A 21,435-nucleotide genomic window follows, 5' to 3' on the forward strand; every position below is an offset into this window, starting at 1 on the left:
AACATGTCTTCCATCAAGGATATCTTGCGCACCATGGAATACGGCCCCTCTCCGGAAGCCAATGGCGATGTCGTCCAATGGCTTGAAGCCCATGGCCGCTCTTTCGGTCATTACATCGATGGCCGGTTCGTAACGCCGAAGGGCGCGCGCGAAATCGCCGTCTCCGATCCCGCCAATGGCGCGGAGCTGGCGCGGATCGCCTGCGGCACGACCGATGACGTGGATGCGGCGGTGAAGGCTGCACGTGCGGCATTTGGCAAGTGGTCCAAGCTTTCCGGCCACGCCCGCGCCAAATATCTCTACGCCATTGCCCGCCATGTGCAGAAGCGCTCGCGCTTCCTGGCCGTTCTGGAGACCATGGACAATGGCAAGCCGGTGCGCGAGACGCGCGACATCGACATTCCGCTGGTCGCCCGCCATTTCTATCATCACGCGGGCTGGGCCGAGATGGTGGAAGACGAGTTCCGTGGCTTCTCGCCGGTGGGCGTCTGCGGGCAGGTGATCCCGTGGAACTTCCCGCTGCTCATGCTCGCCTGGAAGATTGCACCGGCGCTTGCAGCCGGCAACACGGTGGTGCTGAAGCCCGCCGATCTGACGCCGCTGACGGCCATTGCCTTTGCGGAAATCTGCCATGAGGTCGGTCTGCCTGCCGGTGTGGTCAACATCGTTCAGGGCGACGGCGCGACGGGCGCTGCCATTTGCGGCCATGAGGGCGTCGACAAGGTGGCCTTCACCGGCTCCACGCAGGTGGGCCGCGTCATCCGCGAGCAGATTGCCGGTTCCGGCAAGAAGCTGTCGCTGGAGCTGGGCGGCAAGTCGCCCTTCATCGTGTTCGAGGACGCCGATCTCGATGCGGCAGTCGAGGGCGTGGTGGACGCGATCTGGTTCAACCAGGGCGAGGTGTGCTGCGCGGGGTCGCGCCTGCTCGTTCAGGAAGGCATTGCAGAGCGCTTTCACGCCAAGCTGAAGGCGCGTCTTGAGACGCTGCGCGTTGGCGACCCGCTCGACAAGTCTACGGATGTGGGCGCAATCGTGTCGCCGGTTCAGGTGGAGCGGATTTCCGCACTCGTGGCGAAGGGCGTCGAGGAGGGGGGCGCGCTCTGGCAGGCTCCCGCGCCGCTTCCCGAAAAGGGCAATTACATCGCGCCCGGCTTCTTCACCGACGTCGAGCCTGCCTCGACCGTCTGTCAGGTGGAAATCTTCGGGCCCATCGCCGCTTCCATGACCTTCCGCACGCCGGACGAGGCCGTGGCGCTCGCCAACAACAGCCGTTACGGGCTTGCCGCTTCTGTCTGGTCGGAAAACATCAATGTGGCGCTCGATCTCGCCGCACGGGTGAAGGCCGGCGTGGTCTGGATCAACTGCACCAACATGCTGGATGCGGGCGCCGGGTTTGGCGGTTATCGCGAGAGCGGTTTTGGCCGCGAGGGCGCGCGCGAGGGGCTTTACGAATATCTCGCCGCCGATTGGGAGAAGGGCCTCGCAGCGCCCAAAGGGCAGGAGGCATTCGTGCCATCGGCCTCGCCGGTCGGCAACGGCAAGGTGCTGGTCGAGGGCATCGACCGCACCATGAAGAATTATATCGGCGGCAAGCAGGCGCGACCCGATGGCGGCCACAGCTATGCCGTGACCGGCAAGGGCGGGCTCGTGATCGGTGAAGCCGGCATCGGCAACCGCAAGGACATCCGCAACGCGGTCGAGGCGGCGGCGAAGGCCGGCGGCTGGGGCGGTGCGACCGGCCACAACCGCGCGCAGGTGCTCTACTATCTGGGTGAAAACCTGGAGGCGCGGCGCGCAGGCATGGAAGCGCTTCTGTGCGAGAGCACGGGGATCAGCGCGAAGAAGGCGACCGAAGAGTTCGACACGGCGCTGCGCCGCATCTTCTATTACGCCGCGCAGGCCGACAAGTTCGACGGGGCGGTCCACTCCACCCAGTCGCGCCATGTGACCCTTGCCATGAACGAGCCCTTCGGCGTGATGGGCATTGCCTGCCCGGACGAAGCGCCGCTTCTGTCGCTGGTTTCGCTGGTGTTGCCGGCCATCGCCATGGGCAATCGGGTCGTGGTCGCGCCATCTGCACGCCATCCGCTGATCGCCGGCGATTTCTATCAGGTTCTCGACACGTCCGACGTGCCGGGCGGTGTGGTGAACATCGTCACCGGCGAGCGCGATCTTCTGGTGAAGACACTTGCCGAGCACGATGAAGTGGCTGCGCTCTGGTATTTCGGCTCGGCGGAAGGCAGCGCCATGGTCGAGAAGGCATCGGCCGGAAACCTGAAGTCGACCTGGGTCAACAATGGCCGCATGCCGAACTGGCTCGATGACGGGCAGGGACGCGGACGCGACTATCTGCGCCGCGCGGTTCAGGTGAAGAATATCTGGGTTCCCTACGGCGCGTGACTCGCACTGCACGTTCTACGAAAGCGCCCTTTGCCGGATAAATATTCCCTTCGGACCGGTGATTTTGCCGGTCCGATGCGAACAATTTGCTCCTCCCGGGATTCAATTGTCTCGCGGTCTTTGTATTTGCCGGTTAGATTAGCCTGGAAACTCCGATGCCATCCTCAAAGGGCGACCCTTGAGGCGACCTTTGATGGAGCAGGCGTCGCGGGTTAGAAAGTGCAAAGGACAAGCAAGATGACAGCATCGCTGAAAGAGACGGGTCTGGGCTTCCGCAGCCTGACAATCACGGTGGCTTTTGCCCTTTGGGGCGCGACCGGGGCCATGGCGCAGGACAATGCGGACCCGTCCGCCGTCATTCGCGTCGGCTCGCTCTATGAGCCGCAGAACCTCGACAACACGGCGGGCGCCGGGCAGGGCATCAACGAAGCCTTCAACGGCAATGTCTATGAGGGCCTGTTCCAGCTCACCGATGACGGCGATGTGGTCGCAAAGCTCGCTTCCGGTTTCGAGATGAGCGAGGACGGTCTCACCTACACGTTCACGCTGCAGCCGGATGTGACCTTCCATTCCGGCGATCCGCTGACCGCAGCCGATGTGAAATCCAGCATCGAGCGCGTCACGGCGGAGGGCTCGCAGAGCTCGCGCAAGCGCACGCTGGCAAACATTGAGAGCATTGAGGCGAAGGATGACAACACCGTTGTCGTCACCCTCAAGGAGCGCTCCATCTCGCTGCCCTACAATCTGAGCTATGTCTGGATCGTCAACGATGCGGCCAAGGACCTGACCTCGGGCGAGGACGGCACCGGCCCCTACAAGCTCGACAACTGGCGGCGCGGTTCCAGCATCACGCTGTCGCCCTACGAGAACTACTGGGGCGAGAAGCCGAAGAATGGCGGCGTGACCTTCTCCTATTTCAAGGAGGCGACCGCCCTCAACAATGCGCTTCTGACCGGCGCGGTGGACATCATCACCAGCGTGCAGAGCCCGGATTCGCTGATGCAGTTCCAGGACAATCCGTCCTTCGTCGTGACGGATGGTCAGTCCACCACCAAGGAAGTGCTCGCCTATAACGACCGCGTCGCGCCCTTCGACAATGTGAAGGTGCGCAAGGCCGTGGCCCGCGCCATCGACCGCAAGCGCCTGCTGAACTCCATCTGGGGCGAATACGGCACGCTGATCGGCTCCTTCGTACCGCCGACGGACCCGTGGTATGTCGACCTGAACGATGTCGACGCCTACGATCCGGAAAGCGCAAAGGCGCTGCTGGCCGAAGCCGGCTATGCGGATGGCTTCACCTTCACGCTTGATACGCCGAACTACGACCCGCACCCGATCGTCGCCCAGTTCCTGCAGAATGAGCTGGCCAAGGTCGGCATCAAGGTGAACATCAACATCATCACCGCCAATGAGTGGTACACGAAGATCTACCAGGCGCATGATTTCCAGGCGACGCTGCAGGAACACGTGAACCACCGCGACATCGTGTTCTACGGCAATCCGAACTTCTACTGGGGCTATAACAACCCGCAGGTGGTGGAACTGATCGCATCGGCAGAGGCGAGCGGTTCCGAGGCAGAGCGCGATGAAAAGCTCACGGAAGCAAACCGCATCATCGCCGAGGATGCAGCCAGCGGATGGCTCTATCTTTACCCGCAGATTGTGGTATCGACCGCGTCGGTCAGCGGGTATCCGGTCAATGGCCTGAACTCGCAGTTCTTCGCATACGATATCGCCAAGCAGGCTCGATAGCCGCCAAGGCAAGCCGCTACGAAGCCGGTTCATCGTGCGAAAGTGACGATGAGCCGGTTAAGGCGTTTGACTTTTGCAGTTCCGAACGGAAAAACCGGTTCTGATTTTTCTGGAATTGCTCTGAGGGAGGCTCCGATCCTCGTTTATATCGCCCGGCGGCTTGCCATTCTGTTCTTCTCGCTTCTGGCGGCCTGTGTGGTTCTCTTCATACTGCTCAGGCTTCTGCCCGGTGATCCGGCGAATTCGCTGATCTCCGTGGGCGCCGACGAGGCGCAGATTGCAGCCGCGCGGCGGCAGGTCGGCTCCGATCTGCCGCTTGCCCAGCAATTCCTCCAGTTCATCACCAGCCTGGTGCGTTTCGACCTCGGCACGTCCTTCGTCAGCCGCACGCCGGTGCTGCCCGAAATCATGGACCGGCTTGCCGTCACGCTGCCGCTGACCGTGCTGTCGTTCCTGCTGGCGCTTGTCATCGCCCTGCCGCTCGGCATCCTCTCGGCGGTCAAGGCCGACCGCTGGTATGGCGCCGCCATCTCGGTCGTCTCGCAGCTCGGCATCGCCATTCCCGTTTTCTGGGTGGGCATTCTTCTGGTCACGCTGTTCGCCGTCAATCTGCGCTTGTTCCCCTCCGGCGGCTTTCCGCCGCGTGGCTGGGATACGCCGGTCGAGGCGCTGCGCACCCTGTTTCTGCCGATCCTCACCATCGCAATCGTGATGTCAGCCTCGCTTCTTCGCTATGTGCGCTCCGCCACGCAGGATGTGCTGGGCAGTGACTATCTGCGCACGGCGCGCGCGCTCGGCTCCGGTTTTTCCGAAGCGCTGGTGCGCCACGGCATTCGCAATGGCGCGGTACCGGTCATGTCGATCCTCGGCATCGAGCTTGCAACCGCCCTTCTGGGCGCGGTGGTGGTCGAGCGGGTGTTCAACCTGCCGGGTCTCGGCTCCATGCTGCTGCTTGCCATCGAGCAGCGCGATTATCCGAACATTCAGGGCGTTCTCTTCATCTCGACCCTGCTCGTTCTGCTGATCGGCTTCCTTGCCGATCTCGGGCAGCGGCTGGTCGATCCGAGACTGCGTGAGAGCCGGGGAGCGCGCTCATGAGCGGACAGGTGGAAACGGCAGCAGCCCGACCGCGCCTTTCGCGTCGGTCGCTCACCCTCAACATCGGACTTTTCCTCGTCGGCATGCATGTGACGGTGGCGCTCCTCACGCTGGTGTGGACGCCCTACGATCCCACGGGCATGACCGGCGGACGGCTGGAAGCGCCATCCTGGGCGCACTGGGCGGGCACGGACCGGCTTGGCCGCGATCTCTTCACGCAGATCATGATCGGCTCGCGCATCGCGCTGATCGTCGGTTTCGGCGCGGTGGCCATTGCGGCGACAATCGGCGTCACGCTTGGCGTTCTGTCGGCCTTCGCCACACGTTATCTGGATGACATTCTGGCAGCGGCGTTCGACATTCTGATCGCCTTCCCGACACTGCTTCTGGCCATGCTTGTGGTGGCGGCAACCGAAAGCGCGAGCCTGTTCTCCGCCACGCTGGCGCTGGGCATCGCCATTTCAGCCATTGTTGCAAGGCTGACCCGCATTCTCGCCAAGCGCATCCTGTCGATGGATTACATCACCGCGGCGCGCACGGCAGGAGCGTCGTGGCCAAGCATCGTCTTCCGCCATCTCCTGCCCAACATCTGGCCGATGCTGGCGGTGAACTTTGCGCTCCAGTTCGGCCTCGCCGTCATCGCAGAGGCATCGCTATCCTATCTCGGCCTTGGCGCACCGCCGCCCAACGCCTCGTGGGGCCGTCTCCTTCAGGAGGCGCAGGGCACAGTCTACACCGCGCCCTTTGGCGCCATTGCGCCGGGCATCGCGCTGGTCACGCTGGTGATCGGCATGAACCTTCTGGCCGATGGTCTGCGCGAAGCGGGCGACCCGACCCGGAGGGGCCGGCAATGAGCCTTCTCGACATTCGCGGCCTGACGCTCAGCACTGGCGGTCAGACGCTGGTTTCCGACGTCTCCTTCTCCATCGCGCCCGGCGAACGGCTTGGCCTGATCGGTGAATCCGGTTCCGGCAAGTCGCTCACCGCACTCGCCACCATCGGCCTCCTGCCGCGTGGGTTCCGGGTTCAGGGCTCCATCAAACTCGATGGTCACGAGGTGGTGGGAGCCTCCGAAAGCGCGATGATCGCCCTGCGTGGCGCAGCGGCGGCAACCGTGTTTCAGGAACCGCTCACCGCGCTCAATCCGCTGATGAAGGTGGGCCGGCAGGTTGCCGAACCGGTCATCCGCCGGCATCGCCGCGCAGGCGAAACGGTCGACCGCGCAGCCGTTGCCCGCGAGGTGCGTTCGCTGCTTGAGCGCGTGTCGCTTCCCGACATCGACCGGATCGTGAAATCATACCCTTACGAGATTTCGGGTGGTCAGCGGCAGCGCGTGGCCATTGCCATGGCGCTCGCCTGTCGCCCGAAACTGCTGATCGCGGACGAACCAACCACGGCGCTCGACGTCACCACGCAGGTGGAGATTCTCGATCTCCTGTCCGGTCTGGTGCGCGAGGACGGCATGGCGCTTCTCTTCATCAGCCATGATCTGCCGGTGGTGGCGCGGGTGACGGAAAACGTCATCGTGCTGCGCCGTGGCGAGGTGATCGAGCAGGGGCAGGTTCATGCCGTGTTCGATGCGCCTAAACACGATTATACGCGTTCTCTGGTCGATGCGGCCACCGCGTTCGACAAGGCGCTGGGACCGTCACGATGAGCCTGATTTCACTCGACAATGTTGCCTTTGGCTATTCGCGCAAACAGCAGGTTCTGCACGATGTTTCGTTCAGCCTTCGCCCCGGCGTGAATGTGGGGTTGGTGGGCGAATCCGGCTCCGGCAAGTCCACCATCCTGAAACTGCTCCTTGGGCTCGCGCGTCCCACAAGCGGGCGCATTCAGTTCGGCGACGCCGAACTCAACCCCGGCAACCGCGCCTTTATGCGCGATTATCGCAAGGCGGTTCAGGCTGTCTTTCAGGATCCCTATTCCTCGCTCGACCCGCGCCAGAAGGTGCAGTCGATCATCGCCGAACCGTTGCGGGCGCTGCGCATTCCGGGGTCTCATCAGGAGGCGATTGAAAAGGCGATCCACGATGTCGGACTGCCAGCAGACGCCATCGACCGCTATCCGCATGAATTTTCCGGTGGTCAGCGTCAGCGCATCGCCATTGCGCGCGCCATCGTGGCGCGTCCGCAGCTCATTCTGGCCGATGAGGCGGTGAGCGCACTCGACCTGTCGACACGCGCCCGTATTGTCGATCTTCTGAAAGCGCTGTCGGCAGACATGACGATCCTGCTCGTTTCACATGATCTGGCGGTTGTCGCCGCCCTTTGCGAAGAGATTGTCATTCTGCAGAAGGGGCGTGTCGTCGAAAGCGGCAAGACCGCCGACATTCTGGCGAACCCCGCGCACCCCTATACGCAGAAGCTGCTTGCGAGCGTTCCGCGGATGCCGGCCTGAGCCGGCACCCGCCAAAAACGCTCTATCTATCTGTTTTCACGCATTTTTGCGGGCGTCAGGTGATGCCACCTGACTGCAAAATGCTTTATTGGTCGATCTCGACCCATAGCGGCTGGTGGTCAGAGCCCTGCGCATCCATGTCGATCCAGGCACGCTTGACGCTACCGGCCATGCTGCTGCTCACCACGCAATGGTCGATGCGCTCGCCCGAGCCGATGAAGCTCACGCCTTCATCCTCGTCATTGCCGGCTGCCACCCATGCATCGGTGAAACCGCCATCCTGCACGAGGCGTCCGTGCCTCTCGACGCGGTCACCGATCAGGAGGGCGTATTCCTCGCTGTCGGAGGTGAAGTTGAAATCACCCATCACGATGGTGCGCTCGGGCGCGGGCGGCGGCGGGATTTCGTACCAGTCGCCAGCGATGTTTCCGCCCCAGGCAGAGCCGCGATGTGCGGCGTTCAGGAGCAGGTCCATCGCCTGATGCACCTGCGGCAGCCGCGTCTGCGGGCCAATGTGATCGAAATGCACGGAGCAGAAGCGCAGCGGCCCCATATCCGTGTCGACCACCGTTTCGATCAGCGCACGCTGCTGGTGATACTGGTTCGTCAGCGCCATCTTGGGCAGAAGATGGTTCATGGACGACAGGATCGGCCAGCGCGAGAGCACCATGTTGCCGACCTGACGACGACGTTGGGTAACCGTGCCGTCGTCGCCGACGATGGAGGCGTCGATGTCGATGCCCGGTCCATAGACCCAGTGATAACCCGGCAGGCGCGCGCCGATTTCCTGCGCCTGATGCACAAGCCCGGTGCGCGGGAAGTAGGTTTCCACTTCCTGCAGGGCGATCAGGTCCGCACCCTCGATTTCCGAAACAATGCGATCAAGGTCGAACTGCTCGTCCTTACCCTTGGAATACTGGATGTTGTAGCTGACGAGTTTCATTGAATGGCTCCGGAAACGGTGACGTCGCTGGTTTTCTGAAAGGCTGCGGGCAGGGTGCCCGTCTGGCCGGTTTTCGCGCCCGCGACCGTGATGCGCTTCTCGGTGGTCGGGTCGAACAGGTGAACGCTCTCTGCGCCGATGGCGAGCGAGCAGGGCGCGCCGGGCGCGGGGTGATGACGTCCGGCGGAGTGCAGCACGAAATCACGACCGGCGAGACGGCCATGCATCAGCCGGCCGCTGCCCTGTTCTTCGGAGAAGTCGAATGCAACGGTCAGAAGGTTCGGGTCGTTGGCTTCGGGCGCGATCTTCAGATCTTCCGGCCGCAGGCCGACAATCACCGACTGGCCGGCAATGGTCCGGCCGATTTCCGGGTCCACGGGCAGGCGGAAACTGGTGTTGTCGATCACGGCGAAGGTGCCGCAGTCCGACACGCCACAGGGCAGGAAGTTCATGGCCGGGGAGCCGATGAAGCCGCCGACATAGATGCTGGCCGGCGCGTGATAGACCTCTTCGGGCGTGCCGACCTGCTCGATCCGGCCTGCATTCATCACCACCAGACGGTCGGCAAGCGACATGGCTTCCACCTGATCATGCGTCACGAAGACCGAAGTTGCCTTGAGCGTGCGATGGAGGCGACGGATTTCAAGGCGCATCTGCACGCGCAGCTTGGCGTCGAGGTTGGAAAGCGGTTCGTCGAACAGGAAGACTTTCGGCTCGCGCACGATGGCCCGGCCCATGGCGACACGCTGGCGCTGACCACCCGAAAGCTGCGCCGGCTTGCGGTCGAGCAGCTGGTCGAGGCCGAGGCTCTTTGCCGTGGCTTCCACCTTCTGCATCCGCTCCGCCTTGCGCATGCCGCCGACCTTCAGCGCGTAGCCGATGTTCTGCGCCACGGTCATGTGCGGATAAAGCGCGTAGTTCTGGAACACCATCGCGCAGCCGCGCTCACGCGGCTCGAGCTGGTTCACCACCGTGTTTTCGATGGAGATCTCGCCATTGCTGATCTCTTCAAGCCCGGCAATCATGCGCAGAAGCGTGGACTTGCCGCAGCCTGAAGGGCCCAGAATGACGATGAACTCGCCATCCTGAATGTTGAGGTCGACGCCGTGCACGACCTGGTTCTTTCCGTAGAATTTCTCGACCTTGCGAATATCGATATCGGCCATGATTCAATCTCTCCTGAGAGGTTATTTTTCGGTGCTGATGAGGCCGCGCACGAACCAGCGCTGCATCAGGATGACGACCAGCAGGGGCGGGAGCATCACGATCAGCGTTCCGGCCATGGCGACATTCCAGTCAGCAATGGCGTCGGGTCCGGGAATGAGGCGGCGCAGTTCCATCACCACGGTGGAATAGTTCGCCCGGTCGGTAATGATCAGAAGTGGCCAGAGATACTGGTTCCACGCATAGACGAACATGATGGTTGCAAGTGCTGCGATGTTGGTGCGCGAAAGCGGCAGAAGCACTTCGAAGAAGAAGCGGAACGGGCCGGAGCCATCCATTTTGGCCGCTTCCACCAGTTCATCGGGAATGGTCAGGAAGAACTGACGGTAGAGGAACGTGCCGGTGGCCGTTGCCACCAGAGGCAGGATCAGGCCGGTGTAGGAGTTCAGCATGTTCCATTCGAGCGAGAGTTCGACGCCCGAAAACTGCGCGATGAGCCAGCTGATGCCGGTGAAGTCGAGGATCGCCTGGAACGGGTAGAGCGCGTTTGCAGCCACTGCATAGGTGGGCACGATGCGCACTTCCAGCGGCAGCATCAGGGTGATGAAGATCACCCAGAAGAACACCATGCGCAGGCGATAGTTGAAGAACACGATGGAGAAGGCGCTGATGGCGGAGATCGCCACCTTGCCGATCACCACCGCGATGGCGACGATCATCGAGTTCATGAACTTCACGCCGAAATCGGCGCGGGTCCAGGCGGCGGTGAGGTTGTTCCATAACTCGCCGCCCGGCAGGTAATGCACATTGGGCGAGTTCACCTCGGCGACCGTCAGCGTGGCGGCGACGAAGGAGAGCCAGATCGGCACGGCGAGCAGAAGCGCGCCGAAGATCAGGACCGCGTGGGTGACAATGTTGAGGAGGGGGGTGCGTTCGATCATGTCTGGCTCCTCACGTGTAGTGCACGCGGCGTTCGATGAAGCGGAACTGGAAGAAGGTCATGAGGATGACGAGCGCCATCAGAACCAGCGACTGCGCGGCCGCGCCCGAATAATCGAGCCCCTGGAAGCCATCGACATAGATCTTGTAGACCATCAGCTCGGTCGCGCGGGCGGGACCGCCCTCGGTGAGAATGTCGACGATGCCGAAGGAGTCCGTGAAGGAATCCGTCATGTTGATGACCAGCAGGAAGAAGATGGTCGGCGCGAGCAGCGGGAGCTGCAGGTCGAGCATGCGGCGCATCACGCGCGCACCGTCCATGGAGCCCGCCTCGATCAGCGAGCGCGGAATGGACTGAAGACCTGCAAGGAAGAAGATGAAGGAGTAGGAGACCTGCTTCCAGGCCTGCGTGATGATGATCGCGGTCATGGCATCAACGCCGGAGAGCGCGGGGTTCCACAGGCCCGGAGAAAGCGTGTTCAGATAGGCGAAGACGCCGGACTGCGGATTGAAGAGAAAGCGGAACGCGAGTGCGGCGGCCGGTGCGGCGATGGCGTAGGGCCAGATCATGCCGACGCGGAAGAAACGATAGCCACGCAGCTGCCGGTCGGCAAAGAGCGCCAGAACAAGCGCCATGGACATGGCGAGGCCGGTCGAGAGCGCGGCAAAGACGATGCTGCGCCAGATCGATGCCCAGTAGGTTTCGTCGGAGAAGACGGCGCGGAAATTGTCGAGCCCGACCCACTGGTTGCCGCCGCCAAAGGGCTGCTCGAGGGTGAAGGCCCAGTACATGGCCTGGGATGCCGGCCAGTAGAAGAACACGAAGATGATCAGCAACTGGGGGGCAATGAAGAGATAGGCCAGCCAGTTGGCCTTGAAATAAGCGCGCTTTTGCATGGACGTTCCGGGGGTTGCGTTGGTCGCTGAAGGTCACACGGCAACGAAATGCGCCACGGCCGGGAGGCAGCCGTGGCGCAGGCGTTGACGGTTCGGCTTCAGGGAAGCGTCTTGCCGTTATAGGTGCGCTCGAACTTGCGCAGCGTCTTGTTGGAGCGGTCGACGGCGTCGTCCAGAGCTTCCTGCGGGGTCTTCTGACCGCTCAGGACAGCCTGCATCTGGGAGGTCCACTCGGCGCGGATCTGGACGAAGTTGCCGAGGCGGATGCCGCGGGTCAGCGGGGTGACCGGCGTGTAGGTGAGCGATTCAATCGCCTTGTCGCGGCCCTTGTAGGGGCGCTCGCTGTAGAAGCCTTTTTCGACCAGATAGTCGAAGCCTTCATCCGTCACCGGGATGTAGCCCGTGACCGTGCTCCAGAACTCTGCCGATTCCGGCTTGGCGAGGAACTTGAAGTACTCGGCAGCGCCGCGATACTGGTCTTCGGTCTTGCCGGAAAGCGTCCAGAGCGACGCACCGCCCACGACCGAGTTCTTGCGCTCGGTGCCTTCATAGACCGGCAGCATGGCCACGTCCCATGCAAAGCCCTCGTCGACCTGCTCGGTCACGGCCTGGTGGCTGGCGATGGAGCCGAAGAAGTGCGCGCACTCGCCGGCGGCGAAGGCGTCACGGGTGGAAAGGCCGGTTTCGCGCGTCTTGATGACCAGAAGGCCCTCGTCGATCCAGCGCTTGATGTCCTTCATGTGCTTGGCATGAAGCGTCTTGTTGAACACGACTTCGGCGTCGAGGCCGTCATAACCGTTGTTCTTGGTCGCGATCGGCTCGCCATGAACCATGGAGAACTGCTCGAGATCGACCCACGAAGACGGTGCGTAGCCCGACGGGCAGGCGTTGCCGGCTTCCTTCAGCTCGCGCAGAACCTGCTCATACTCTTCCCAGGTCTTCGGTGCTTCGTCGCGGCCGATGGATTTGTAGGCGTCGACGTTCCAGTACATCATTGCCGTGGAGGAGTTGAACGGCATGGACCAGAGGCGACCGTCGGAATCCGCATAATAGTTGGCGATGCCCGGGAAATAGGAATCCCAGTCGATCTCGAAACCGTTGTCTTCCATCAGCTTGTAAGCCGGGTAAACCTGACCGGAGAGCATCAGGTCGGGCGTGGAGACCTCGACGCCCTGCACGATGGTCGGGTGCTTCTTGGCGCGGAAAGCGGCGATCGTGTTCTGCAGCGCCGTGGCGTAATCGCCCTGGCTGACGCAGCTGATCTCATACTTGTCCTGGGAAGCGTTGAAGCGGTCGCAGGTCGCCTGAACCTGTTCGCCAAGCTGACCGGTGAGGCCGTACCAGTATTCAAATTTCACCTTCTCGGCCATGGCTGACGTCGTCAGAGCCAAAAGCGCGAGCGTGCTTGCGATGAGTTTCTTCTGCATCTTTTTCTCTCACATGGGAAAGGAGCGGTCGCCGGCTCCGTTGCCGGTCGCGCCTTGGCTATCGGCGCGCCTTGACAGCTGGGTGACCGCATCATGAAGGTTATTTGAAAGCTGTGGGCAGACTTGCTTAGCCAGCCACTTTTTCGCGCTCTGCGGTCTCTTCCGCATGTTTGCGACGCCGGCGGAACAGGCCGTCGGCCATCTCTGCATGACGGTGAATGTAGTCGTGGAAGTGCACGAGCGTGCTGTTTTCATCGGCCAGCACGACGGCATACTGTGCAGGGCCATCAAGGCGCAGCGCTTCGCCCGGCATGCCCGGCAGGTGCGCGTTGACGTCGTAATGGTTGCCCGAAATCGTGGTCAGCGGGATGCCGTGCCACAGGCCCGTGGTCGGGCGGTGAACATGGCCGGCGATCACCTGACGCACATCGGGATGCGTCTTCAAAACGTCGCGGAACGCCTCGGACTGCTGCAGCTTGATCTGGTCGACCGGCATGTGAAGATCGTTCGCATGGTGATGCATGACAATGATCACCCGCCGATCCTGCGCTTCTTCCAGTCGCTCGGCGAGCCAGGCAAGGCGCTGTTCGCAGAGCACGCCGCTGACGATTTCCGGCTCGCTGGAATCGATGACGATGACGCGATAGCCTTTCACGTCGATGGCCTTCTGGATGTGGCCGTTCTCATCATCATGCAGCGTGCCGAAGATTTCCTTGAACCGGTCGCGATGGTCGTGATTGCCGAGCGTCAGGACGACCGGCATTTTCAGCTGGTCGATCATGCGGTCCAGAATGGCGTATGCCGGGACTTCGCCACGGTCGGCGAGATCGCCAGCGAAAATGCAGAAATCCGCGTCGCCATGGTTCGTGTTGGCGCTGTCGATAGCGGCCTGAAGACGCTTCGTGGTGTCCAGGCCATTGGTGGCCTCACCTTCCGGCGAAAGGTGGATATCGCTCATGACGATGAATTTCAGCATGACTGCCTCGTTTGCGAGATAAATGACAGGAAGCCTGATCGGCGCCTGGCAGCCGGGTATCATCGCTCTGTGTCGCGCCGCTGACAGATTTCTTGCAGTTCGGCGACAGGCATGTGAAGGGCGGACGCAAGGCGTCGCTGCCCGCCCATTCTTCATGGGCGCGCTGTTGAAAATCAGTCGGCTTTATCCACGGAGGGGAGGCTGGACTCGCCTCAGGCGTCCACAGGGATCGCGTATTTCTCGATCATGGTTTCGAGATAACTCGCGGCTTCGTCGCCCTTCAGGGCATCAGCCCAAAGACCTTCGGCGATATCCTCGTGAAGCGTCATGGCTTCCGGGGCGGAGGTGATCAGCGCCACCCCGACGCGGATGTTGGGCTGTTCGCCCAGCCGGAAAGGGCTGATCGCCAGCACCGAGCGGTCCTGCTGTCGGAATATCTGGAAACTTGTCGCCGGAACCGGCTCGCGCACGATGCCGATCTGTATGCCGATGGGCTGCTCGCGCAGCATGGTCAGAATGTACTCGGCCTCGCGGCGCGCCTGCATGCGGCGCTTGTTCACCACGTCCGGCGGCAAATCGTGCCGGCCGATCAGGCCGTGAAGCAGAAACCCTTCCAGATCTGCCGAGGCGATCAGGCTGACGATCAGCGGGCGGCGCAGGCGAAACGCCTTCTTTCGCGCCCGCAAAATGTCGATCAGCGCATCCACCACCTCTCCGGAACGGCCTTCCGGATCGACCTCCGGCGGCACGGATTCCCGCAGCACTTCCTGCAACGCATCGTCATAGGCGTCAGACGTCAGGAGATAGGAGACAGGGCTGAACAGGCCGATCACCTGCTGGCAGTCATCTTCGAGCTGGCGCATGCGCTCAAAGAAGGCAATGGCGCTCGACACATATTCCACGCCGACGCCCATCAGGCTGGGCAGCGATACGCCGAGCTCGTCGGCGATGCTGGTCAGCATCTCGATCTTGCGAATTTCGCCTTTTTCGGCGCGGTAGAGAGCGGCGCGCGAGATACCGAGCTTCTCTGCCAGTTCGTCGGGAGCAAGCCCTTTGCCGAGGCGGTAAGCGCGCAGGCGGGCGCCAATGTCGCTGAATCTGATCAAGTCGCCCTGTGACACGCTTTTTTCTCGCAAGTTTCAACTCCTTCCGTTATCGGGTGCCCTGTATCGGCTTGTCAACGGACATGCTCAAATAAGCACGGAAAGCTCATTAATTGGACGAAAGTTCCATTCGTCTCATTTTTGAGAATTCCGTTGACAGGCTAAGGTTGGGCTCGTAGGCTGCTTTTTCAAAAAAGCAATGGAGGCGGAACAATGAAACATCTCATTCGTAAACTGGCTGCAACGACCGTTATGGGCGTGGCTGGCGCGGCATTCGCGACAGGCGTCTGGGCGGCGGATTTCGTTGCAAAGATCGGTCATCTTGAATCGGCGCAGCAGTCGCGTCACGTGTTCCTCGACAAGGTCGCCAAGCTCGTGAACGAGCGCACCGATGGCGCGGTCGAGTTCCAGATCTTCCCGCAGGGCCAGCTCGGCCAGCAGCGCGAAATGACCGAAGGCGTCCAGCTCGGCACGCTTGAGGCGACCGTCGCGCCGGCAGCTTTCCTCGGTGGCTTCAACCCCGCCGTTTCGATCATGGACATCCCGTACCTGCTCCCCGACAATGACGAGACCGCGCAGGAAATCCGCGGCGGCGCGTTTGGCGAGGCGCTTTGCGAATCCTTCAATTCGCGCGGCGTGACCTGCATCGGCCTGTGGCCGAACGGCAAGAAGAATTTCACCTCTTCCAAGCCGCTCGCAAGCCTTGAAGACTTTGCCGGCCAAAAGTTCCGCGTCATGGATTCCAACATCCTGATCGAGCAGTTCAATTCGCTTGGCGCATCGGCGATCGCCCTGCCGTTCGGCGAGCTTTACACCGCCCTTCAGACCGGTGTTGTCGATGGCGAGGAGAACCCGCTCGACACCATCCAGCGCATGAAGTTCTACGAAGTGCAGAAGCACCTCGTCCTGTCCGACCATGGCGCGATGGAAGACGTGATCCTGTTCAACCCGGCCTGGTGGGCAAGCCTGCCGGCGGAGCATCAGCAGACCATTGTCGACACGTTCAACGAAGTCATCCCGGAGCTGATCGCTCACAAGGCTGCGGCCGTTGCCACCGCACTTGAAGAGATCAAGGCATCGGGCATCGACATCCGCGAGATGAGCGCCGACGAGAAGACCGCGTTCCGCGACAAGATGTATCCGGCCGGTCGCGCAGCCTATGTGGAGCGCGCCGGTGAAGAGGGCGAGAACCTGATCGCCGTCTATGAGAAGGAATATGAGGCCGCCACGGCGCAGTAAGCACGGATACGCCCCGCGCCCATTCGGGCGCGACTGGCGATCCACCTTGTTGCGGGGCATCGGGCCGAGCGAAAACGGTTTTCGCCTGACGGTCCAATGCCCCGGCCTTTCACCGAACCAAAGCATTGACTTTCATATGTCGGGCTCCCCGTGAGCCCGGCAGCGGTTCCCTTTTTCCAAGGAATGAGACCTTGAAAGCACTTGCCATCATCAGAACAGCCGAGCGCATAGCAGCGGTCTCCATCTTCCTTGTCATGGTCGCGCTCTACTTCATGAATGTGCTGGCGCGCCAGGTTGGCGGCACTTTCGCCTCCGAGTTCGCCTGGGTTGAAGAAGCCGTGCGGCTGATGAGCCTTTTCCTCGTCTTTCTCACGGTCGGCCTTGCCCTTGAGAAAGGGCGTCACGCCGGTGTTCACACCTGGCGCGACCGGATCGCACGGGCCACTGGCCTGCCGATCAGAAAGATCATTGACGCGGTCGGCTTCGTGTTCTGCATCTATCTTGTCTGGCTCGGCTACCAGATGACCGCCTTCGTTTACGGCATGGGCCAAAAGAGCCCGACACTGAACATCCCGGTCTTCTGGATTTATCTCGCGCCCACAATCGGTTTTGCGCTCATGGCTCTGCGCTTTGCGCTCAGCTTCTTCGGCCGCATCGATCGTTTCGCCGGACAGGCGTCGGAGGAATAATGATCCTTTTCGCACTCGTCATCATCGTCGCAGTCGTGCTGCTGGTTCTCGGTTTCGAGATGTTTCTCGTGCTGGGCGTGCCGGCGCTCATGATCAAGGAATTCTTCTACGGCAACCTCCCTGACCCGGTGGTTATTCAGAAGATCCTGGGCGGCATCAATCACACGACGCTTCTGGCCATTCCCTTCTTCATCCTCGCTGCAGAGCTGATGGGCGAGGGGCAGATCGCCCGCCGCCTGACAGGTCTCGTCAAGGTGCTGGTCGGTCATCTGCGCGGCGGCATGGGCTACACCACCATTGGCGGCTCCATGGCGTTCGGCTCGGTCTCCGGTTCCGCACCGGCCACGGTCGCGGCCATGGCCCGCATGGTCTACCCGGAAATGCGCAAGGCCGGCTTCAGCGACAAATTCTCGCTCGGCCTGATCGTTTCCAGTGCCGAGACGGCGCTGCTCATTCCGCCGTCCATCACCTTCATCATCTATGGCTGGATGACGGGCACCTCCGTTGCCAAGCTGTTTGTCGGCGGTCTCGCCGTGGGTCTGGTGCTCGGTCTGGCTTTCGCCATCATGGCGGCGCTCGAAGCGCGACGCTCCGGCGTTGAGCGCGGTCCGCGCACAAGCTGGAAAGAACGCGTCATCGCTGTCCGGGACGCCGGCTGGGCGCTCGGCATGCCGATCATCATTCTGGGCGGCATTTACAGCGGCTATTTCACGCCCACAGAAGCGGCGGCCGTCAGCGTCGTTTACGCCATTTTCGTTGAAGGCGTGATCTTCCGTGAGCTCACCTGGCGCAAACTGGTTGCAATCACCGAACGCGCCGCGATCTCCACCGCGATCATCTTCATCCTGCTGGCGATGGGCGGCCTCCTGTCCTACTTCATCACGCTGGCGCAGGTGCCGGCGGCCATCACGGGCTTTCTGGAAGCGATCCAGGCCGGGCCGATCGTGTTCCTGCTGATCGTCAATATCAGCTTCCTGATCGCGGGCATGTTCATCGACCCGAACTCGGCGCTTCTGATTCTGGTTCCGCCGCTCTATCCGGTGGCCATGGCGCTCGGCATCGATCCTGTCCATTTCGGCATGATCGTCACGCTGAACATTTCCATTGGCATGATCACGCCGCCCTTCGGGCTCGATATTTTCGTGGCGTCTTCGACCCTGTCGAAACCGGTGCTCACGATCATCTCCGGCCTCTGGCCCTTCATCATCGCGAACCTCATCGTGCTCGCGATCATCACATACGTGCCGGATATCTCCACCTTCCTGCCGAACCTGGTGTTCGGATGACGGGGATTCCAGAAAGGATTGAGCCGATGGACGCAGTCCCGTCGATCAAGGCATTCGAGTTGCCGCTTTCCGTGAAGAGCAACGACCCGGTCAATGGCGAGTATCGCCGTCTGGTGCTCGCCGCTCCGCAGGATCTTCTTGCGCGCTGCCGTGCCGGCCAGTTCTTTCACCTCCTGTGCCCGCAGGCGGGCGGCGAGACGCCTTATCTGCGCCGCCCGATGAGCATTTACGGCTTCTATCCCGATCAGGGAGAGCTGCATTTCCTCTACAAGGTCACAGGCGCCGGCACCCGCGCGCTGGCCACGCTGGCGCTCGGCGACAAGCTCAATGTCCTGGGGCCGCTTGGCGAACCCTTCACCATTGCCGACGACTGGCAGAACCTGGTTCTGGTGGCGCGCGGTGTGGGGCTTGCAACGCTTGCTCCGCTTGCGCTGGAGGCCAATCGGCTTGGCCGGAAGCTCACCGCGATTTGTAGTGCCCGCCACCCCGACTATCTGATGTCGACGGACTATTTCGCCTCACTGGGCGCAGACGTCATCACCCTGACCGACGCGGAAGGCACGTCGGATCTGGGCAATCTGGAACAGGTTATCGAGGGGCTGGTCGCGGCAGGCCGCGCCGACGCGTTCTACACCTGTGGCTCAAACCGCATGCTCCGGCTTTTGCAGACCATCGGCGAACGTCATGGCATTCCCGGGCAGATCGCGCTTGAGCAGCAAATGGCCTGCGGCATCGGCATGTGCCATTGCTGCGTGCGTCCGTTCAATCGCGGCGACCGGCAGGTGCATCTCAGAGTGTGCCGCGAAGGCCCTGTCTTCGACATGATGGAGGCGATCGCATGGTAGATCTTTCGGTCGATATCGGCGGGCTCAAGCTCAAGAACCCGATCATGCCGGCATCCGGCACCTTCTCCGAAGATCTCGCGGAGGTGTTCGATCTGGACCGGCTTGGCGCGCATGTGACCAAGACAATCACCCGTGGCTGGCGCGACGGCAATCCGACGCCGCGCGTCTGCGAAGTGAACGGTTCAATGCTCAATTCCATCGGCATTCCGAGCAAGGGTGTTGGCGCGTTTCTGGAAAAGGTCGTGCCGTTCTACGCCCATTACGAGACGCCGCTCGTCGTCTCCATTTCCGGCAACACGGCCGATGAATTCGCGACCCTGTGCTCCGAGGTCAGCGTTCCCGGCGTCGCGGCCATCGAGGTCAACATCTCGTGCCCGAACATTGAGGAAGACGGCAAGGCGTTTGCCATTCGTCCGTCCTCCACGCATGACGTGATGCGCAAGCTGCGCGCGGCGACGGACCTGCCGCTCTGGGCCAAGCTCACGCCCAACACGGGCGAAACGTCCGAAGTGGCGCGCGCTGCGGAAGAGGGCGGCGCCGATGCGCTGGTGGTGGCCAACACCATCCTGTCCATGGCCATCGACATCAACACGCGGCGGCCCAAGCTTGGCAATCTCATGGGCGGCCTGTCCGGCCCGAGCCTGAAACCCATTGCGCTTCGCATGGCCTATCAGTGCGCCCGCGCGACCAATATCCCGGTCATCGGCTGCGGTGGTATCTCCACCATTGAAGACGTGATCGAATATCTGATCGCCGGCGCATCCGCCGTGCAGGTCGGCACCGCAACCTTCATTCATCCCACGGCCATGATCTCGCTGATCGACGGGCTGGAAGACTGGCTCGCAGGGCAGGGACTTTCCTCCGTGCGCGAACTGGTCGGGTCCGTGATCGACGGCGAACAGGACGAGGCCGTTGTCTTCATGGAAGCAGCGCCATGAACGCCCAGCCCGCCTCTTTCGCCCCCGGCCATGCGATCGCCCATGCGACCGACCGTGCGCTTGCAGAGCGTCTGTTCGGCGACATCGCGCACATGTCGCCCGATGTCGAAGGCGTCAGCCGTCCGGCCTTCTCCGAGATCGAGACCAGGACACTCGAATATCTTGAGAATGTGGCGCGCGCCGAGGGGCTTGAGGTCTGGTACGACGCGGGCTGCAATGCCCGGTTCTCGCTGCCCGAAGACCGCGACGCGGAGCGTTTCGTCGTCGTCGGCTCGCATGTCGACAGCGTCCCCTTCGGCGGCAATTTCGACGGGCTGGCCGGCGTTGTCGCGGGTCTCGTCTGCCTGATCCGCGCCCGGCGCGAAGGCCGCCGCTTTGCAAAGCCGGTGCATGTGCTTGCCATGCGCGGCGAGGAAAGCGCCTGGTTCGGCCCGTGCTATATCGGCTCCAAGGCGCTGACCGGCACACTCGCAACGCCTGAAATCGAAGCCCGGCACAAGGGCGACGGCCGTACGCTGGAAGCGCATATGGCCGATATCGGCCTGCCGGTCGAAGACATTCGCGCGGGCAAGCCGCTGATGGATGTCAGCCGCATCGAGGCCTATCTCGAACTCCACATCGAGCAGGGGCCGCTGCTGATTGGCAAGAATATCCCCGCAGCCGCCGTTTCCGGCATTCGTGGCAATATCCGCTACCGCTCCATCACCTGTTACGGTGAGGCCGGTCATTCCGGCGCAGTGCCCAAGGCCTATCGGCGCGATCCCGTTCTCGCCATGGCGGATCTTCTGGTGCGGCTCGACGAGAGCTGGACGACGATCCTCAACAAGGGCGACGATCTGGTGCTGACGAGCGGCATCGTGGCGACCGATCCCGAAAAACACGCCATGTCGCGCATTCCCGACAGCGTGTCCTTCAGCCTCGACATGCGCAGCCAGAAGCCCGAAACGCTGGATGAGATGCGCAAGCTTCTGACGAGCGAAATGCGCGAGATCGAGCGCGACCGGCGGGTCCGCTTCGAGCTGGGCGAAGAGCTTCGTGTCGAACCGGCGCTGTGCGACAAGGGGCTCGTCGCAGGTCTTGAAGAAGCCATGCGCCAGGTCGGACAGGAGCCTTTCGTCATGCCGAGCGGCGGCGGGCACGACGCTGCCGTGTTCGCCGCCGCCGGCGTTCCTTCCGCCATGGTGTTCGTGCGCAACCGCAATGGTTCCCACAATCCCCAGGAAGCGATGGAGATCGAGGATTTCCTTGCCGGCGTGGATATTCTCTTTGCTTTCCTTGCGGGGGTGGAGTGACTGTGCGGTTTCTTATGGAAACGAATCCCTGCATTGCCGGGCTGGCT

General features: G+C 62.2%; 19 protein-coding genes. 12 read left to right on the plus strand and 7 right to left on the minus strand.

Translation table 11 applies throughout. The features are described from left to right. The first annotated feature begins 3 nt into the window (after positions 1-3). The 6 genes from JYP46_RS15635 (at position 4) to JYP46_RS15660 (ending at position 7,650) form a co-directional block, all read left to right on the plus strand. The gene (locus JYP46_RS15635; RefSeq protein WP_206548626.1) at positions 4-2,400 is read left to right on the plus strand and encodes an aldehyde dehydrogenase family protein; all 2,397 of its coding nucleotides are present in this window, start codon (positions 4-6) and stop codon (positions 2,398-2,400) included. A 237-nt stretch (positions 2,401-2,637) separates the two neighbouring features. Then, positions 2,638-4,152 (plus strand): ABC transporter substrate-binding protein, encoded by a 1,515-nt coding sequence (locus JYP46_RS15640; RefSeq protein WP_113156926.1) that lies wholly within the window; start codon positions 2,638-2,640, stop codon positions 4,150-4,152. A gap of 147 nt (positions 4,153-4,299) precedes the next feature. Further along, the gene (locus tag JYP46_RS15645; protein ID WP_222474182.1) at positions 4,300-5,250 is read left to right on the plus strand and encodes an ABC transporter permease; all 951 of its coding nucleotides are present in this window, start codon (positions 4,300-4,302) and stop codon (positions 5,248-5,250) included. After that, positions 5,247-6,104 carry an ABC transporter permease gene (locus JYP46_RS15650; RefSeq protein ID WP_206548628.1) on the plus strand — a complete coding sequence of 286 codons (858 nt, stop codon included), beginning with the start codon at positions 5,247-5,249 and terminating at the stop codon, positions 6,102-6,104. The genes JYP46_RS15645 and JYP46_RS15650 overlap by 4 nt, the downstream gene beginning before the upstream one ends. Continuing rightward, complete coding sequence (locus JYP46_RS15655) at positions 6,101-6,907, plus strand: ATP-binding cassette domain-containing protein (RefSeq protein WP_206548629.1); 807 nt, start codon at positions 6,101-6,103, stop codon at positions 6,905-6,907. Before JYP46_RS15650 ends, JYP46_RS15655 begins: the two co-directional genes overlap by 4 nt. Beyond that, complete coding sequence (locus tag JYP46_RS15660; protein WP_113156929.1) at positions 6,904-7,650, plus strand: ABC transporter ATP-binding protein; 747 nt, start codon at positions 6,904-6,906, stop codon at positions 7,648-7,650. The genes JYP46_RS15655 and JYP46_RS15660 overlap by 4 nt, the downstream gene beginning before the upstream one ends. An 85-nt stretch (positions 7,651-7,735) precedes the next feature. On the opposite strand, the gene JYP46_RS15665 is transcribed toward JYP46_RS15660, so the two are convergent. The 7 genes from JYP46_RS15665 to JYP46_RS15695 form a co-directional block, all read right to left on the minus strand. Then, positions 7,736-8,593 carry an endonuclease/exonuclease/phosphatase family protein gene (locus JYP46_RS15665; RefSeq protein WP_206548630.1) on the minus strand — a complete coding sequence of 286 codons (858 nt, stop codon included), beginning with the start codon at positions 8,591-8,593 and terminating at the stop codon, positions 7,736-7,738. Continuing rightward, on the minus strand, positions 8,590-9,759 hold the full coding sequence (ugpC, locus tag JYP46_RS15670; RefSeq protein WP_113156931.1) for a sn-glycerol-3-phosphate ABC transporter ATP-binding protein UgpC: 1,170 nt from the start codon (positions 9,757-9,759) through the stop codon (positions 8,590-8,592). Before ugpC ends, JYP46_RS15665 begins: the two co-directional genes overlap by 4 nt. Before the next feature lie 21 nt (positions 9,760-9,780). Beyond that, positions 9,781-10,698: an ABC transporter permease subunit gene (locus JYP46_RS15675; RefSeq protein ID WP_113156932.1), complete on the minus strand. Its 918-nt coding sequence runs from the start codon at positions 10,696-10,698 to the stop codon at positions 9,781-9,783. Positions 10,699-10,708: 10 nt separating this feature from the next. Beyond that, positions 10,709-11,593 carry an ABC transporter permease subunit gene (locus JYP46_RS15680; protein ID WP_206548631.1) on the minus strand — a complete coding sequence of 295 codons (885 nt, stop codon included), beginning with the start codon at positions 11,591-11,593 and terminating at the stop codon, positions 10,709-10,711. Between the two features lie 98 nt (positions 11,594-11,691). Further along, the gene (locus tag JYP46_RS15685) at positions 11,692-13,020 is read right to left on the minus strand and encodes an extracellular solute-binding protein (protein WP_113156934.1); all 1,329 of its coding nucleotides are present in this window, start codon (positions 13,018-13,020) and stop codon (positions 11,692-11,694) included. Between the two features lie 127 nt (positions 13,021-13,147). After that, a complete protein-coding gene (locus JYP46_RS15690) occupies positions 13,148-13,996 on the minus strand; it encodes a phosphodiesterase (RefSeq protein WP_206548632.1) in 849 nt (282 codons plus the stop codon). Between the two features lie 212 nt (positions 13,997-14,208). Further along, complete coding sequence (locus JYP46_RS15695) at positions 14,209-15,102, minus strand: helix-turn-helix domain-containing protein (RefSeq protein WP_222474168.1); 894 nt, start codon at positions 15,100-15,102, stop codon at positions 14,209-14,211. Positions 15,103-15,312: 210 nt separating this feature from the next. Here JYP46_RS15695 and JYP46_RS15700 point away from each other — a divergent pair, with 210 nt between their 5' ends. The 6 genes from JYP46_RS15700 to JYP46_RS15725 all read left to right on the plus strand — a co-directional run bounded on the left by JYP46_RS15700 (position 15,313) and on the right by JYP46_RS15725 (position 21,388). Beyond that, entirely contained in the window at positions 15,313-16,338 is a 1,026-nt protein-coding gene (locus JYP46_RS15700) for a TRAP transporter substrate-binding protein (protein ID WP_113156937.1), read from the plus strand. 191 nt (positions 16,339-16,529) lie between these two features. Then, positions 16,530-17,027 (plus strand): TRAP transporter small permease, encoded by a 498-nt coding sequence (locus JYP46_RS15705; protein WP_113156938.1) that lies wholly within the window; start codon positions 16,530-16,532, stop codon positions 17,025-17,027. Further along, positions 17,027-18,313 (plus strand): TRAP transporter large permease, encoded by a 1,287-nt coding sequence (locus tag JYP46_RS15710; protein ID WP_206548633.1) that lies wholly within the window; start codon positions 17,027-17,029, stop codon positions 18,311-18,313. The genes JYP46_RS15705 and JYP46_RS15710 overlap by 1 nt, the downstream gene beginning before the upstream one ends. Positions 18,314-18,339: 26 nt before the next feature. Further along, a complete protein-coding gene (locus JYP46_RS15715) occupies positions 18,340-19,158 on the plus strand; it encodes a dihydroorotate dehydrogenase electron transfer subunit (RefSeq protein ID WP_206548634.1) in 819 nt (272 codons plus the stop codon). Continuing rightward, entirely contained in the window at positions 19,152-20,096 is a 945-nt protein-coding gene (locus JYP46_RS15720) for a dihydroorotate dehydrogenase (RefSeq protein ID WP_113156941.1), read from the plus strand. The genes JYP46_RS15715 and JYP46_RS15720 overlap by 7 nt, the downstream gene beginning before the upstream one ends. Next, positions 20,093-21,388, plus strand: coding sequence for a Zn-dependent hydrolase (locus JYP46_RS15725; RefSeq protein ID WP_206548635.1), 1,296 nt, complete (start codon positions 20,093-20,095; stop codon positions 21,386-21,388). Before JYP46_RS15720 ends, JYP46_RS15725 begins: the two co-directional genes overlap by 4 nt. The last annotated feature ends 47 nt before the right edge of the window (positions 21,389-21,435 follow it).

The sequence above is a fragment of the Nitratireductor aquimarinus genome, from assembly GCF_017255295.1.
In the GTDB taxonomy this organism is placed as follows: Bacteria; Pseudomonadota; Alphaproteobacteria; order Rhizobiales; family Rhizobiaceae; genus Nitratireductor; species Nitratireductor aquimarinus.

What these genes read in the sequence shown, in the direction of transcription:
- JYP46_RS15680 (WP_206548631.1), bottom strand. Translation starts at nt 11,593, where the DNA reads ATGCAAAAGCGCGCTTATTTCAAGGCCAACTGGCTGGCCTATCTCTTC.
- JYP46_RS15635 (WP_206548626.1), top strand. Translation starts at nt 4, where the DNA reads ATGTCTTCCATCAAGGATATCTTGCGCACCATGGAATACGGCCCCTCT.
- JYP46_RS15655 (WP_206548629.1), top strand. Translation starts at nt 6,101, where the DNA reads ATGAGCCTTCTCGACATTCGCGGCCTGACGCTCAGCACTGGCGGTCAG.
- JYP46_RS15720 (WP_113156941.1), top strand. Translation starts at nt 19,152, where the DNA reads ATGGTAGATCTTTCGGTCGATATCGGCGGGCTCAAGCTCAAGAACCCG.
- JYP46_RS15715 (WP_206548634.1), top strand. Translation starts at nt 18,340, where the DNA reads ATGGACGCAGTCCCGTCGATCAAGGCATTCGAGTTGCCGCTTTCCGTG.
- JYP46_RS15675 (WP_113156932.1), bottom strand. Translation starts at nt 10,698, where the DNA reads ATGATCGAACGCACCCCCCTCCTCAACATTGTCACCCACGCGGTCCTG.
- JYP46_RS15700 (WP_113156937.1), top strand. Translation starts at nt 15,313, where the DNA reads ATGAAACATCTCATTCGTAAACTGGCTGCAACGACCGTTATGGGCGTG.
- ugpC (WP_113156931.1), bottom strand. Translation starts at nt 9,759, where the DNA reads ATGGCCGATATCGATATTCGCAAGGTCGAGAAATTCTACGGAAAGAAC.
- JYP46_RS15640 (WP_113156926.1), top strand. Translation starts at nt 2,638, where the DNA reads ATGACAGCATCGCTGAAAGAGACGGGTCTGGGCTTCCGCAGCCTGACA.
- JYP46_RS15725 (WP_206548635.1), top strand. Translation starts at nt 20,093, where the DNA reads ATGAACGCCCAGCCCGCCTCTTTCGCCCCCGGCCATGCGATCGCCCAT.
- JYP46_RS15650 (WP_206548628.1), top strand. Translation starts at nt 5,247, where the DNA reads ATGAGCGGACAGGTGGAAACGGCAGCAGCCCGACCGCGCCTTTCGCGT.
- JYP46_RS15690 (WP_206548632.1), bottom strand. Translation starts at nt 13,996, where the DNA reads ATGCTGAAATTCATCGTCATGAGCGATATCCACCTTTCGCCGGAAGGT.
- JYP46_RS15665 (WP_206548630.1), bottom strand. Translation starts at nt 8,593, where the DNA reads ATGAAACTCGTCAGCTACAACATCCAGTATTCCAAGGGTAAGGACGAG.
- JYP46_RS15710 (WP_206548633.1), top strand. Translation starts at nt 17,027, where the DNA reads ATGATCCTTTTCGCACTCGTCATCATCGTCGCAGTCGTGCTGCTGGTT.
- JYP46_RS15660 (WP_113156929.1), top strand. Translation starts at nt 6,904, where the DNA reads ATGAGCCTGATTTCACTCGACAATGTTGCCTTTGGCTATTCGCGCAAA.
- JYP46_RS15685 (WP_113156934.1), bottom strand. Translation starts at nt 13,020, where the DNA reads ATGCAGAAGAAACTCATCGCAAGCACGCTCGCGCTTTTGGCTCTGACG.